At 54.7% G+C, this 13685-nt stretch carries 14 protein-coding genes and 3 tRNA genes; 8 read left to right on the top strand and 9 right to left on the bottom strand.

Annotated features, from left to right (window positions below; genetic code table 11):
- Positions 1–49: 49 nt before the first annotated feature.
- Positions 50–454, bottom strand: coding sequence for a hypothetical protein (locus V2S86_RS08805; RefSeq protein WP_043912823.1), 405 nt, complete (start codon positions 452–454; stop codon positions 50–52).
- Between the two features lie 554 nt (positions 455–1008).
- On the opposite strand from V2S86_RS08805, the gene sufA reads away from it, so the two are divergent.
- From sufA to V2S86_RS08770, 7 genes are all read left to right on the top strand, one after another.
- Positions 1009–1380 (top strand): Fe-S cluster assembly scaffold SufA, encoded by a 372-nt coding sequence (sufA, locus tag V2S86_RS08800; RefSeq protein WP_126482347.1) that lies wholly within the window; start codon positions 1009–1011, stop codon positions 1378–1380.
- 14 nt (positions 1381–1394) lie between these two features.
- A complete protein-coding gene (gene sufB / locus V2S86_RS08795; protein WP_004943701.1) occupies positions 1395–2891 on the top strand; it encodes a Fe-S cluster assembly protein SufB in 1497 nt (498 codons plus the stop codon).
- 42 nt (positions 2892–2933) lie between these two features.
- Positions 2934–3680 (top strand): Fe-S cluster assembly ATPase SufC, encoded by a 747-nt coding sequence (gene sufC / locus V2S86_RS08790; protein ID WP_004943704.1) that lies wholly within the window; start codon positions 2934–2936, stop codon positions 3678–3680.
- The gene (sufD, locus tag V2S86_RS08785) at positions 3655–4941 is read left to right on the top strand and encodes a Fe-S cluster assembly protein SufD (RefSeq protein ID WP_330762099.1); all 1287 of its coding nucleotides are present in this window, start codon (positions 3655–3657) and stop codon (positions 4939–4941) included. The genes sufC and sufD overlap by 26 nt, the downstream gene beginning before the upstream one ends.
- Positions 4938–6158, top strand: coding sequence for a cysteine desulfurase SufS (sufS, locus tag V2S86_RS08780; RefSeq protein WP_330762098.1), 1221 nt, complete (start codon positions 4938–4940; stop codon positions 6156–6158). Before sufD ends, sufS begins: the two co-directional genes overlap by 4 nt.
- A 97-nt stretch (positions 6159–6255) precedes the next feature.
- Positions 6256–6672 carry a cysteine desulfuration protein SufE gene (gene sufE, locus V2S86_RS08775; protein ID WP_330762097.1) on the top strand — a complete coding sequence of 139 codons (417 nt, stop codon included), beginning with the start codon at positions 6256–6258 and terminating at the stop codon, positions 6670–6672.
- Between the two features lie 303 nt (positions 6673–6975).
- The gene (locus tag V2S86_RS08770; protein WP_330762096.1) at positions 6976–7989 is read left to right on the top strand and encodes a L,D-transpeptidase family protein; all 1014 of its coding nucleotides are present in this window, start codon (positions 6976–6978) and stop codon (positions 7987–7989) included.
- Positions 7990–8124: 135 nt separating this feature from the next.
- Here the strand turns inward: V2S86_RS08770 and V2S86_RS08765 are convergent, their stop codons facing one another.
- From V2S86_RS08765 to V2S86_RS08730, 8 genes are all read right to left on the bottom strand, one after another.
- Positions 8125–8361, bottom strand: coding sequence for a major outer membrane lipoprotein (locus tag V2S86_RS08765; protein WP_004943717.1), 237 nt, complete (start codon positions 8359–8361; stop codon positions 8125–8127).
- A gap of 308 nt (positions 8362–8669) precedes the next feature.
- Positions 8670–10082 (bottom strand): pyruvate kinase PykF, encoded by a 1413-nt coding sequence (gene pykF, locus V2S86_RS08760; protein WP_330762095.1) that lies wholly within the window; start codon positions 10080–10082, stop codon positions 8670–8672.
- 11 nt (positions 10083–10093) lie between these two features.
- Complete coding sequence (locus tag V2S86_RS08755) at positions 10094–10453, bottom strand: hypothetical protein (RefSeq protein WP_330762094.1); 360 nt, start codon at positions 10451–10453, stop codon at positions 10094–10096.
- A gap of 33 nt (positions 10454–10486) precedes the next feature.
- Positions 10487–10792: a cupin gene (locus V2S86_RS08750; RefSeq protein WP_330762093.1), complete on the bottom strand. Its 306-nt coding sequence runs from the start codon at positions 10790–10792 to the stop codon at positions 10487–10489.
- A 141-nt stretch (positions 10793–10933) separates the two neighbouring features.
- Positions 10934–11010 (bottom strand) — tRNA-Val (locus V2S86_RS08745).
- A 20-nt stretch (positions 11011–11030) separates the two neighbouring features.
- Positions 11031–11107 (bottom strand) — tRNA-Val (locus V2S86_RS08740).
- A gap of 20 nt (positions 11108–11127) precedes the next feature.
- Positions 11128–11204 (bottom strand) — tRNA-Val (locus V2S86_RS08735).
- 192 nt (positions 11205–11396) lie between these two features.
- Positions 11397–12773 (bottom strand): MATE family efflux transporter, encoded by a 1377-nt coding sequence (locus tag V2S86_RS08730; protein ID WP_330762092.1) that lies wholly within the window; start codon positions 12771–12773, stop codon positions 11397–11399.
- A 243-nt stretch (positions 12774–13016) separates the two neighbouring features.
- Between V2S86_RS08730 and V2S86_RS08725 the strand changes: the two genes are divergently transcribed.
- Positions 13017–13667: a riboflavin synthase gene (locus tag V2S86_RS08725; protein WP_062870648.1), complete on the top strand. Its 651-nt coding sequence runs from the start codon at positions 13017–13019 to the stop codon at positions 13665–13667.
- The last annotated feature ends 18 nt before the right edge of the window (positions 13668–13685 follow it).

The following is a 13685-nucleotide window of genomic DNA, read 5'->3' as shown; positions in this document are numbered from 1 at the left end:
CCCGCAGGCGCTTTTGCCTGCGGGTACTCCGTTGCCGTTCCGCAGACATTTACAGTTGGAATGGCACCCGCTTGACGAAATCCTTCTGGAAGGCGTTAGCCTTCTCCCAGGTGCCTTCCATCGCATATTTCTGGCAGATTAAGGTCAGGGTATGCCGGGCAAAATGATAGCTCTGAACCCGAAACAGCTGGCAGCGCTGCGGATTGTTGATTTCGACGATCAACCGGTTATGCAGTTTGCTCAGCGCGTGCAAATAACTTTCATCATCACCGTTTTCCAGACACAAATTGGCCATGTTCAGGCTGACGTTATTGTAGCGTTTCAGATGGTTGATATTGCACTCTGGCCGCCTAAGCGACGCCTCCGCCATGTAGAAATCTACCGTGGCATCGCGCACGCTGAATTTATAGTCATCAATTTTGCCCAACAGCCACGCACTGATCGAAATAGTCATTATACCCGCGCATCTGAATTTGAATGATAATCATTATCATATTTGCGAATGCGTTCGCGATCAATCATTCTGTTGAAATTTTTATCGGCCGCCGGGGCTGCATTTGTTCTGCTACGGCCCAATATCCGTCAGCAGAGGCTAAACTTTAATCAATGAAGGTGGTTTCGGCCGGTGTGGGAGGGCGGTGCAACCGACGGAAAACACCGCTAATTGTCGATAAACGCATTTTTGAGACAGACAAAATGTTGAAATAGGTATTTTCTATGAATGTTTACATAGACAATAAAAGCCGGCGCTGTAAAGGGGATGGGCCAGCGGCTGGGCGGTGCGGTGATACAGGATGTTCTGCAAATTCATAAGGATAAAATGAACGCGTCTCCACCGGGCTGTGCCAGACGACCAGATTGTCCCCTGTGCTTGCCGCCTGCGGCAGCAAAAAAACGGGCTTTTGGCGGATACCCCCGCAAAACAAACGGTTGAAGTGATAATTGTTATCACTAACATATAACAAACCCAGATTGGCTGCGGTAAAACACGAGTGTGAGGTAGGCCATATGCAAACGGAAAATGTCGGCACCTTTTCTCTGGACGAAAATGTCTGGCAAGGCATTTTGCTCAGTGACGACGCCGTACGACAAATTACTAAATTGATGCAGCAGGATCCGCAAGTGAAGGGGCTGCAACTCGGGGTGAAGCAATCAGGCTGCGCCGGGTTTGCCTATGTGCTGGATCTCACCCGTGCCCCGGCAGAAGACGACCTGCTGTTTGAGCGCGATGGCGCCAAATTGTATGTGCCGCTGAAAGCCATGCCGTTCATCGATGGCACCACGGTAGATTTTGTCCGTGAAGGGCTGAATCAAATATTCAAATTCAATAACCCTAAAGCTCAGCATGCCTGCGGGTGCGGCGAGAGCTTTGGCGTTTGAGCGATGCAATCAACATGACACGAAGCAATGTAGAAATGCCTAATGAAGTGCAGGCTTGGGTCAGCGAAGGTCGCTACAAAGAAGGCTTTTTCACCCAGTTGGATACCGATGAATTGGCGACGGGCATCAACGAAGACGTGGTGCGCGCCATTTCGGCCAAGCGCAACGAACCCGAGTGGATGCTGGAATTCCGCCTGGAGGCTTACCGTGCCTGGCTGCAAATGGAAGAGCCGCACTGGTTGAAAGCGAACTATGACCGGTTGAACTACCAGGATTACAGCTATTACTCAGCGCCCTCCTGCGGCAGCTGTGACGACGCCTGCGGTTCCCAGCCCGGTGCCGAACAGCAACCCGGCGCGGCAACCGAAAACAGCTACCTGACCAGCGAGGTTGAGTTGGCGTTTAACCAACTCGGCGTCCCGGTGCGTGAAGGTAGCGAAGTGGCGGTAGACGCGATATTCGACTCGGTATCGGTCTCTACCACCTACCGCGAAAAACTGGCTGAAAGCGGGGTGATTTTCTGCTCGTTCGGCGAGGCGATTCAGGAATATCCGGATTTGGTGCGCAAGTACCTGGGCCGCGTAGTGCCGTCCAATGATAACTTTTTTGCCGCGCTGAACGCCGCAGTGGCTTCCGACGGCACCTTCGTCTACGTGCCGAAAGGCGTGCGCTGCCCGATGGAGCTATCGACCTATTTCCGCATTAACGCCGCCAAAACCGGCCAGTTCGAACGCACCATCCTGATCGCCGATGAAGGCAGCTACGTCAGCTACATCGAAGGTTGTTCCGCCCCGGTGCGCGACAGCTATCAGCTGCATGCGGCGGTAGTGGAAGTGATCCTGCACAAAGACGCCGAAGTGAAATATTCAACGGTGCAAAACTGGTTCTCCGGCGGTGACAGCAAAGGCGGCATTCTCAACTTCGTGACCAAGCGCGCGTTATGCGAAGGCGCGGGATCGAAAATGTCCTGGACCCAGTCGGAAACCGGCTCGGCGATCACCTGGAAATACCCGAGCGTGATCCTGCAGGGCGATAACTCGATCGGCGAGTTTTTCTCGGTGGCGCTGACCAGTGGCCATCAACAGGCGGATACCGGCACCAAGATGATCCACATCGGCAAGAACACCCGATCGACCATCATTGCCAAAGGTATCTCCGCCGGGCACAGCGAGAACACTTACCGCGGCCTGGTGAAGATCCTGCCGGGGGCGGAAAACGCGCGTAACTTTACCCAGTGCGACTCGATGCTGATTGGGCCGGACAGCGGTGCCCATACCTTCCCGTACGTGGAGGCCCGCAATAACAGCGCACAGCTGGAACACGAAGCGACCACGTCGAAAATCGGCGATGACCAGCTGTTCTACTGCTTGCAGCGCGGTATCAGCGAAGACAATGCCATCTCTATGATCGTCAACGGATTCTGCAAGGACGTGTTCTCTGAACTGCCGCTGGAATTCGCCGTCGAGGCGCAAAAGTTATTGGCCATCAGCCTGGAACACAGCGTGGGCTAAACGCCGGATTTACAGCGCAGCAGCGCTACCTAAGGACATCGCATGTTAAGTATCAAGAATTTAAAAGTCAGCGCCGAAGGCAATGAGATCCTCAAGGGATTGAACCTGGAGATCAAACCGGGTGAAGTGCATGCCATCATGGGGCCGAACGGCTCGGGCAAGAGTACGCTCTCCGCCACCCTGGCAGGGCGTGAAGAGTATGAGGTGACCGAGGGCGAGGTTACCTTCAAGGGTAAAGACCTGCTTGAACTGGCCCCGGAAGATCGCGCCGGCGAAGGCGTGTTCCTGGCGTTCCAGTATCCGGTGGAGATCCCCGGCGTCAGCAACCACTTCTTCCTGCAGACGTCGGTGAATGCGGTGCGCAAATACCGCCAGCAAGAACCGCTCGACCGCTTCGATTTTGCTGATTTCATCGAAGAAAAGATTGAGTTGCTGAATATGCCTCAGGATCTGTTGACCCGTTCGGTCAACGTCGGTTTCTCCGGCGGCGAGAAAAAGCGTAATGACATTCTGCAGATGGCGGCGCTGGAGCCGGATCTGTGCATTCTGGATGAAACCGACTCCGGCCTGGATATCGACGCGCTGAAGATCGTCGCCAACGGCGTTAATTCGCTGCGGGACGGCAAGCGCGCCTTCATTATCGTCACGCACTACCAGCGTATTCTGGACTATATCAAACCGGATTATGTTCATGTTCTGTCCCAAGGGCGCATCGTGAAGTCCGGCGATTTCTCCCTGGTGAAACAGTTGGAGGAGCAGGGCTATGGCTGGCTTACCGACCAACAATAACTCGCGTGCGTTGCAACAGCTTTACAGCCTGTTCGAGGCCCGAGGCGGCGAACACTCCGCTCACGCTCTGGCGCACTGGCAGCAGGCTTTGCGTCTGGGCTGGCCGACGCGCAAGCATGAAAACTGGAAATATACCCCGTTGGAAGGGCTACTGGATCAGCAGTTCCTTGAGCCGCAGATAGCGCCGATCACCGCCGCTCAGCGTGATGCGCTGGCACTGAATCTGGATGCTTATCGGCTGGTGTTTGTCGACGGGCGTTTCAATGCCGCGCTGAGCGACAGCGATCTGGGCGAATACCAGTTTGACGTCACTCCCTACGGTACGCCGCAGGCATTGCCGGAGCCGATACAACCTGAAATTTTTCTGCATCTGACCGAAAGTCTGGCGCAGGAGACCAGCATGATCCGCGTGGCGGCCGGCAAGATCGCTGTGCGGCCGTTGTACCTGCTGCACATTAGCAGCGGGCGCGGCGCGGCGGGCGAGGTGAACACCGTGCATCACCGCCATCATCTCGACGTCGCTCGCAATGCCCGGGCGGAGGTGATCGAGCATTATGTCAGCCTCAACGATGCCGCGCATTTCACCGGTACGCGCCTGACAGCCAGCATCGGAGACAACGCGGAGCTGCGTCACTGCAAGCTGGCGTTTGAAAGCCAGGCGAGCTACCACTTTGCGCATAACGACTTGGTGATTGGCCGCGACGCGCGGGTGAAAAGTGACAGCTTCCTGCTGGGGGCCGGCCTTACGCGGCATAACACCAGCGCGCAGTTGAACGGCGAAGACTCCAACCTGGCGATCAACAGCCTGGTACTGCCGGTGGGCAAGGACGTGTGCGATACCCGTACCTATCTGGAGCACAACAAAGGTTACTGTGAGAGCCGTCAACTGCATAAAACGGTGGTCAGCGATCGCGCCAAGGCGGTATTCAACGGTATGATCAAAGTCGCCAAACATGCGATCAAGACCGACGGCCAGATGACCAACCACAACCTGCTGTTGGGTAAGGTGGCGGAGGTGGACACCAAGCCGCAGTTGGAAATCTACGCCGATGACGTGAAATGCAGCCACGGCGCCACCGTCGGGCGCATTGATGAAGAGCAACTGTTCTATCTGCAGTCGCGCGGCATTGATAAACACGCGGCGCAGCAGATGATCATCTTTGCCTTTGCCGCTGAACTGACCGAGGGCATCGGCAACGATGTCATCCGCGAATGGGTACTGGCGCGCATAGCGCAGCGCCTGCCGGGGGAGGCAGCATGAGTTTTCCGATTGAACGGGTGCGCAGCGAATTCCCCCTGTTGGCGCGTGAAGTCAATGGCCGGCCGCTGGCTTACCTTGACAGCGCCGCCAGTGCGCAAAAACCGCAGGCGGTGATCGATCGCGAACTGGATTTTTATCGCCATGGCTACGCGGCGGTACACCGTGGCATCCACACGCTGAGCGCAGAAGCGACGCAGGACATGGAAGCGGTGCGCGAAAAAGTGGCGGCGTTTATCAACGCCGCCTCGGCGGAAGAGATTGTTTTCGTCAAGGGTACCACCGAGGGCATTAACCTGGTGGCAAACAGCTTTGGCCGCCATTTCCTGCAACCGGGCGACAGCATCATCATCACCGAGATGGAGCACCACGCCAATATTGTTCCCTGGCAGATGCTGGCGCAGGAACGCGGGCTTCAACTGCGGGTGTGGCCGCTGCAGCAGGACGGCACCCTGGATCTGGCACAGTTGCCGGGTTTGATCGACTCGTCCACCAAATTGCTGGCGATGACGCAGGTCTCCAACGTGCTCGGCACGGTGAACCCTGTGCGTGAAATCATCGCGCAGGCGAAGGCTGCGGGCCTGAAGGTGCTGATAGACGGCGCTCAGGCCGTTATGCATCAGCGCGTGGATGTGCAGGCGCTGGATTGCGATTTCTATGTGTTTTCCGGGCACAAACTGTATGGGCCTTCCGGCATCGGCATTCTTTATGGCCGTAAGGCGCTATTGCAAGACATGCCGCCGTGGGAAGGCGGTGGGGCGATGATCCAACAGGTTAGCCTGACTAATGGCACCACCTATGCCGAGCCGCCTTGGCGCTTTGAAGCCGGTTCGCCGAACACGGCCGGTATGATGGGGTTGGGAGCGGCGATTGATTACGTTAACGCGCTGGGGCTGGAGGCGATTCACGATTACGAGCAGTCGCTGATGCACTATGCGCTTGAAGCGCTGAAACAGGTGCCGACGCTTAAAATCTATGGTCCGACAGCGCGCGCCGGGGTTATTGCCTTTAACCTGGGTGAGCATCACGCTTACGACGTCGGCAGTTTCCTGGATCAATACGGCATCGCCATTCGTACCGGTCACCATTGCGCGATGCCGCTGATGGCGTTCTATAATGTGCCGAGCATGTGCCGCGCTTCGTTGGCGTTATATAACACGCGCGATGAAGTTGATCGGCTGGTGGCAGGGTTGCAGCGTATCCAAAAACTCTTGGGGTAGGTCGAGAGCGCCTCTTGTGGCGTTCTCCGGCGAAAAATGCCTGCAGACAGTTGTGCGGGGCCGGCATGCCGGCCCCTGAATTATTGAAAGGATCCTCATGGCGAACTTGCCGGATAAAGATAAATTGGTACGAAATTTTTCCCGTTGCCTCAACTGGGAAGATAAGTACCTGTATGTAATTGAACTGGGTGCGCAGCTACCGGCGCTTGACGAGGCCGAACGCCAGGCAGGTAACCTGATTTCCGGCTGCCAGAGCCAGGTGTGGATTGTGATGCGTACCGACGAGCAAGGACGCGTCGAATTTCACGGCGACAGCGACGCAGCCATCGTCAAAGGGTTGCTGACGGTGGTGTTTATTCTGTATCACCAAATGACGCCGCAGCAGATTACCGAGCTTGATGTTCGACCCTTTTTCGCCGAGTTGGCGCTTAGTCAGCATTTGACGCCTTCGCGCTCCCAAGGGTTGGAGGCGATGATCCGCGCTATCCGTATCAAGGCCGCCCAGTTGGCGTGATCCTGCTCTGATGTTCAAAAGGGCTTATTGATACGTTGAATATATTCCTTGTGTCAATGAGCCTTTACAAACCTCCTCCAATACCCCTGTTCGTGCAGCAAATCAGTGACATTTCAGCAGCTTACCCATTGACGTTCTACTGACAATCCTATGGCGCGATTATGTTATAACATGTTGATTTTTAGAGGACTTATTGCCTTTAATGCCAGCGTTGCTAGTATTAATCAGGTATTGTCTGATTTACCTGTCGTCAGGTGCCAGCTAGCCTTGTGGCCGAACCGTAATAAGCATATAGGGATGATAATGAAACGTGCGTTGAGTTTAATGGGCATGCTATTCGCCACCGTACTGACAGGCACCCAAGCCGCCAGCGCGACCGAGTACCCACTGCCGCCGCCGGACAGTCGCCTGATTGGCGAGAACACCACTTACACTGTACCTAACGATGGCCGCCCGCTGGAGGCCATTGCCGCCGACTATCAAATTGGTCTGCTGGGCATGCTGGAGGCCAATCCAGGTACGGATCCGTTCCTGCCCAAGCCGGGTTCGGTATTAACCATCCCGACCCAAATGTTGCTGCCGGACACCAAGCGTGAGGGAATAGTGGTCAATCTGGCCGAACTGCGCCTGTACTACTACCCGAAAGGCGAGAATAAAGTGATTGTTTACCCTATCGGTATTGGCCAGACCGGCATGCATACACCGCTGCAGGTGACTTCAGTCAGCCAGAAGATCCCGAACCCGACCTGGACACCAACGGCCAATATCCGTAAACGTTATCAGGCGAAAGGCGTGACGCTGCCGGCGGTCATACCGGCCGGCCCCGACAATCCCATGGGGCTGTTTGCCATGCGTCTGGCCATGGGGCACGGCGAGTATTTGATCCACGGCACCAATGCCAATTTCGGTATTGGTATGCGCGTCAGCTCCGGTTGCATCCGCTTGCGTCCGAAGGATATCGAAGCGCTGTTCAAGATGGTGCCGCGCGGTACCCGCGTACAGGTGATTAACGATCCGGTGAAAATTTCCGTGGAGCCGGACGGCAAGCGTTATGTCGAAGTTCATCAGCCGCTGTCGAGAACCGAAAGCGACGACCCGCAGACCATGCCGATTACGCTGTCCAAAACCGAAAAAGCCTTCGTTGAGGATGCGCAGACCGACCGTGCGGTGTTCGACAGCGCGGTTGTACGCCGCTCTGGCATGCCGGTGTTGGTTAACCTGGGGCAGAACCCCTCTGAGGTGTCTCTGACGCCTGTAGCCCTGCAGGAAGCGAATAAGGGCCTGTTCAAGGGTGCACCTATCAGCGCAGTGAATTAAAAACGGGTTAAACTGGCAATTCTGAGGGGGTTCAGCGTGCTGAATCCCTTTTTTTCGTCTGGGACGAAGGGAAAGGGGAATTACAAATAAAAAAACGGCGCACAATGTGCGCCGTTTTCAATAACCGAAGCTATCTTACTTTTTGTAAGCGTGAGCTTGGTTGTCCAGGCGCTGGTTAGCACGTGCTGCGTCGTCTTTAGCTGCTTGAACGTCAGAACGGATTGCGTTCACGTCGTTGCTCAGCTGGTCAACTTTAGCGTTCAGAGTCTGAACGTCAGAAGACAGTTGATCGATTTTAGCATTGCTAGAGCAGCCTGCCAGCAGAGTGGAACCCAGGATTACCGCGCCCAGTACCAGTTTAGTACGATTCATTATAACACCCTCTAGATTGAGTTAATCTCCATGTAGCGTTACAAGTATTACACAAACTTTTTTCGAAAGAGAATAATTTTTTTGTATTGGAGTGCTTTATTTTGATCGTTCGCTCAAACTTGCATCTTCTTTTGCGGAACAGTTAAAAAATCTAGGGAAAACAGCTGGATTCCATGGGACAACTCCGATTTGTAATTAGCTAAATAATGAGCAATCGGCGGTTGCGTTTTTGAGAAAAGGGTTTACTACTGCTAAAAAAAACGCCGCAAAGCGGCGTTTTGGTCAAGACAATTATGTCACGTTTTATATTACAGCACGTGTACCGAGGCGGTATTAGTGGTGCCGCTAGGTACCAGAGCACCGGAAACCATCACCACAACGTCGCCTTTTTGCGCCAGGCCGCTGGCCAACGCAGCTTCTTTGCCAATGCGATAGAAGTCGTCGGTAGAGGCGATTTCTTTGACCATTTGCGGCATAACGCCTTTGGTCAGGATCAATTGGCGGGCGGTGACTTCGTTGGTAGTCAGGGCCAGAATCACGGCGTTAGGGAAGTATTTACGTACGGATTTGGCTGATTTCCCGCCGCTGGTGGCAACCACAATCAATGGCGCGTCCAGTTTTTCTGCGGTTTCAACGGCACCACGGCAGACGGCTTCGGTGATGCGCAGTTTGCGGTTGTCGTTCAGGCTGTCAATACGGCTTGGCATCACACGATCGGTGCGCTCGCAGATGGTGGCCATAATGGTCACGGCTTCAAGCGGGTATTTACCCTTGGCGCTCTCGCCTGACAGCATAACGGCGTCGGTACCGTCCAGAATGGCGTTCGCCACGTCGCCGGCTTCGGCACGGGTAGGGCGTGGGTTCTTGATCATCGAATCCAGCATTTGGGTGGCGGTGATCACCACTTTGCGTGCGCGATTACATTTTTCGATCATCATCTTCTGAGCGAAGATCACTTCCTCTACCGGGATTTCTACGCCCAGATCGCCACGAGCTACCATGATGCCGTCAGAGGCTTCGAGGATCTCGTCGAAATTGTTCAGGCCTTCCTGGTTTTCAATTTTGGAAATGATCTGAATCTGCTCGCCGCCGTGGGCTTTCAAATGTTCGCGGATTTCCAGCACGTCGGAACGCTTGCGGATAAAGGAAGCGGCAACGAAGTCGACACCTTGTTCGCAGCCGAAAATCAGGTCGCGTTTGTCTTTTTCAGCCAACGCAGGCAGTTGAATGGAAACGCCCGGTAGGTTAACGCCTTTGTTTTCACCCAGGTCACCGCTGTTCAGCACTTTACAGATCACTTCGTTCTCGGTCACGTTAGTGACTTGCATGCCGATCAGGCCATCGTCAACCAGCACGGTATTGCCGATTTTCAGATCCGCGGCGAAGCCGGCGTAGGTAACCGCAACGCGTTCGGTATTGCCGATAACGCTCTGGTCGGTAGTGAAAGTGAAGGTCTGGCCGGCAACCAGCGCCGCGTCTTTACCGCCTTCCAGCTTCATGGTGCGGATTTCCGGGCCTTTGGTGTCCAGCAGGATGCCGGCGTTTTTACCGGTTTTTGCGATTACTGCGCGCATGTTCTTGATGCGGTTGCCGTGTTCTTCGTAATCGCCGTGGGAGAAGTTAAGACGCATTACGTTCATGCCTGCATTGAGCAGGTTGGTCAGCATTTCTTCCGATTCGGTTTTTGGACCGATGGTACAAACAATTTTGGTCTTTTTCATGACGGAGTTTTCTACAAGTTGTGATGGATAATAAAACGAATAAAACCAGCGGCCGGGCCACCGGTATGGAATTTGAGTCGCGCCTGGTGGTGCAAAACACAGTTAAGGATAGGTGACCAGAGTTGAAATGGGGCGGAAAAATTCAGCCCGCGCCGGGGCGTAGGGATGCTGCGCAACATGATGAGATGAAAATGTGTTGTTATTGCGTTTTCGCAGATCAAGGGCTGAAACCATTCAACTGAAAGACGTTGCGCATTATAAAGGCTAAGCGACGGGAAACAAAATAAAAAACCGGTGATCAACGGCGGAACCGTCAAATCAGCAGCAAATGTGGCGCAAATGCAAATCATCAGCAGGTGTTTGTTGCGCAAATAACCTTACTGTGAACGCCACAATTACCGTAATCAATCTGCCGAGATGATTTCCAGCAGCGTGCCGGCGGCCAGACAGAAGCACCCGCTGGCGGTGTTGGCGGGAATAACGATCGTCTCACCGGCCACCAGGATTTGAGTATCACCGCCAACGGTGAATTCAAATTCACCGGAAACGACCCGCGTTTGCAATGAATGCGCCCGCTTTTGCAATTGCCCGAAGGTGCCGGCTTCGAATTTGACCTCGGTAGCACGGGTGCCATCGTTCATTATGCCCTGGCGGCGGAGGAGGCCATTGTCGAGTTTTTCAAACGGAGTCTCAGCGGTAAATGTCAGCATTAAACCTGTCCTGAAAAGGTATTTGCCCTGATGATATCGGGTACGGCTAGCGGTTAGACAAGCAAACTTACGCGATTGCATGGACAGTTTAGGGTAATGGAAGTATCGAACAGAAAGGGTAAACCTGAGGAAATAATGATTTGGTGCGTCCGAGTGGACTCGAACCACCGACCCCCACCATGTCAAGGTGGTGCTCTAACCAACTGAGCTACGGACGCACTGCACTGCTTTAGAAATTTGGTGCGTCCGAGTGGACTCGAACCACCGACCCCCACCATGTCAAGGTGGTGCTCTAACCAACTGAGCTACGGACGCACTGTACTGCTTTAGGAATTTGGTGCGTCCGAGTGGACTCGAACCACCGACCCCCACCATGTCAAGGTGGTGCTCTAACCAACTGAGCTACGGACGCATCTTTTCCTGTCTGTCATGGCTGACAGCGGGGACGAATATTAACGAGCTACCCGCGTGCTGGCAAGGGGAAAAACGTAATTTTATCCGGTATTTCACGCGATTGCTGAGCTTGTGTGCAGTGCGGCGTTTTTTTCTGCAAACATGGACGACGAAGCCACCGGCGGCAGAACCCACCGGCCGGTGGCGAAGTTTAGCGAGCGGAACGCTGCAGGATCAGCGCAGCGGGTTGTTTTTGCAGCCAGCGCATGCGTGCCGCCATCATGACGGCGGCAAAGGTCAGGCCGATGATAAAGCCAATCCAAAATCCGCTTGGCCCCATTGCCGGCACCAGGACATCGGTCAGCGCCAACACATAGCCACTTGGCAGGCCTAGCGCCCAATAAGCGATAAAGGTGATGAAGAAGATCGACCGGGTATCTTTATAACCGCGCAGGATACCGCTGCCGATCACCTGGATCGAATCGGAAATCTGATAAATGGCCGCAAGCAGCATCAGGTGCGATGCCATGGCTACTACTGCCGGGCTGTCGTTATACAGCAGGGCGATTTGTTCGCGGAAGGTGGCGGTAAACAGCGCGGTGCAACAGGCCATCAGAATGCCGACGCCGATAGCCGCATAGGCGGCAATCCGCGCGCCTTCGACCGCACCTTCGCCGAGCCGAAAACCGACGCGAATGGTGGCGCTGACGCCCAGCGACAGCGGCAGCACGAACATCAATGCGCTGAAGTTCAGCGCAATCTGATGCCCGGCTACGGAAACGATGCCCAGCGGCGAAACCAGCAGGGCGACAATGGCGAACAGTGTCACCTCAAAAAACAGCGCCAACGCCACCGGCAGACCGATGCCGATGAGGCGTTTCATCGCCGGCCAATCCGGGCTGCGGTTGCTGCCTTCGTGCGGCAGGATGTCACGTTGCGACGGTGCGCGTTTTACGTACCAGCGCATTGCCAGGAACATGAACCAGTAGACGCTGCCTGTCGCCACGCCGCAGCCGACGCCGCCCAGCTCCGGCATACCGAATTTGCCATAGATGAAAATATAGTTAATCGGGATATTGACCAGCAGGCCGAGAAAGCCAATCACCATGCCGGGTTTGGTTTTCGACAACCCTTCACATTGGCCGCGCAGCACCTGGAAGAACAGATAGCCCGGCGCGCCCCACATGATGGCATGCAGGTAGCCAACGGCTTTATCCGCCAGCTGCGGATCGATATTGTGCATCATGTCGATCACGAACTTGCTGTTATACAGCACGAAAATGATCAGGACAGAGACCGCAGAAGCCAGCCAAAATCCCTGGCGTACCTGATGAGCAATGCGGTCGCGGCGGCCGGCGCCGTTAAGCTGCGCGATCACCGGGGTTAGCGCCAGCAGCAGGCCGTGGCCGAACAGAATGGCCGGTAACCAGATAGAGGTGCCGACGGCGACGGCGGCCATATCCGTGGCGCTATAAGCCCCTGCCATAATGGTATCGACCACGCCCATTGCGGTTTGTGATATTTGCGCGATGATTACCGGAATTGCGAGGGCCAATAAACTACGCGCTTCAATGAAGTACTTCTGCACGCATACACCTTTTCTATTTATTTATGATTGAGGGGAGGGTCGTCGCGAAAGGACAACAATTAAAAATAGCGGAATTTTGTCCAAAAGATTGTACGCGCTCGGCGTCGTTAAGCAAATGTTGTGACGAAATAGTTATTAAATGCGCAGGCGCGGACTTTTTGCCTCCCCGGGTTTGGTTTTCCACGCCAACTGGGGCAAACTGCGCCAAGCGCTTTAAAACATTTTCAGACAGAAGAGGCTCACATGTTCACCGGTATCGTACAAGGCACCGCGCCGCTGGTCGCCATTGATGAAAAATCCAATTTCCGCACCCACGTCATCGAGATGCCTGCGGAACTGTTGCCTGGGCTGGAGCTCGGGGCGTCGGTGTCCCATAACGGTTGCTGCCTGACCGTCACCGCGGTGGAAGGCAACCGCGTCAGTTTTGACTTGATCAAAGAAACGTTGCGCCTGACCAATCTCGGCGAACTGGCTTTGGGGGACGTGGTCAATATCGAAAGGGCGGCCAAATTCAACGATGAAATTGGCGGCCACCTGATGTCCGGTCACATTATCTGCACGGCGGAAGTCGCCAAGATTTATACCTCCGAAAATAATCGTCAGATCTGGCTGCGAATGCCGGATGCGGAACTGATGAAATACGTTCTGCATAAAGGTTTTATTGGTATTGACGGTATTAGCCTGACGATCGGAGAGGTGGTGAATAATCGTTTCTGCGTTCATCTGATCCCGGAAACGCTTGAACGCACCACGCTGGGCAAAAAACGCCTGGGCGACAAGGTGAATATTGAGATCGATCCGCAAACGCAGGCGGTGGTAGACACCGTTGAGCGGGTGTTGGCGAGCCGCGAAGCGGCAATGGCGACGGCGAGCGCGCTGGCGCAGAAGATCTGACGGACAATAACCACAGAG

It is taken from the genome of Serratia sp. C2(1), assembly GCF_036352655.1.
In the GTDB taxonomy this organism is placed as follows: domain Bacteria; phylum Pseudomonadota; class Gammaproteobacteria; order Enterobacterales; family Enterobacteriaceae; genus Serratia; species Serratia inhibens.
The sequence above is the reverse complement of the archived record's forward strand: the minus strand, read 5'-3'. Positions and strand labels throughout refer to the sequence as shown.

Excerpts from the sequence above, each read along its gene's own strand:
- sufE (WP_330762097.1), top strand. The coding sequence starts at position 6,256 with ATGGCGAACTTGCCGGATAAAGATAAATTGGTACGAAATTTTTCCCGT.
- V2S86_RS08750 (WP_330762093.1), bottom strand. The coding sequence starts at position 10,792 with ATGCTGACATTTACCGCTGAGACTCCGTTTGAAAAACTCGACAATGGC.
- V2S86_RS08765 (WP_004943717.1), bottom strand. The coding sequence starts at position 8,361 with ATGAATCGTACTAAACTGGTACTGGGCGCGGTAATCCTGGGTTCCACT.
- V2S86_RS08805 (WP_043912823.1), bottom strand. The coding sequence starts at position 454 with ATGACTATTTCGATCAGTGCGTGGCTGTTGGGCAAAATTGATGACTAT.
- sufC (WP_004943704.1), top strand. The coding sequence starts at position 2,934 with ATGTTAAGTATCAAGAATTTAAAAGTCAGCGCCGAAGGCAATGAGATC.
- sufS (WP_330762098.1), top strand. The coding sequence starts at position 4,938 with ATGAGTTTTCCGATTGAACGGGTGCGCAGCGAATTCCCCCTGTTGGCG.
- pykF (WP_330762095.1), bottom strand. The coding sequence starts at position 10,082 with ATGAAAAAGACCAAAATTGTTTGTACCATCGGTCCAAAAACCGAATCG.
- sufB (WP_004943701.1), top strand. The coding sequence starts at position 1,395 with ATGACACGAAGCAATGTAGAAATGCCTAATGAAGTGCAGGCTTGGGTC.
- V2S86_RS08770 (WP_330762096.1), top strand. The coding sequence starts at position 6,976 with ATGAAACGTGCGTTGAGTTTAATGGGCATGCTATTCGCCACCGTACTG.
- V2S86_RS08725 (WP_062870648.1), top strand. The coding sequence starts at position 13,017 with ATGTTCACCGGTATCGTACAAGGCACCGCGCCGCTGGTCGCCATTGAT.
- sufA (WP_126482347.1), top strand. The coding sequence starts at position 1,009 with ATGCAAACGGAAAATGTCGGCACCTTTTCTCTGGACGAAAATGTCTGG.
- sufD (WP_330762099.1), top strand. The coding sequence starts at position 3,655 with ATGGCTGGCTTACCGACCAACAATAACTCGCGTGCGTTGCAACAGCTT.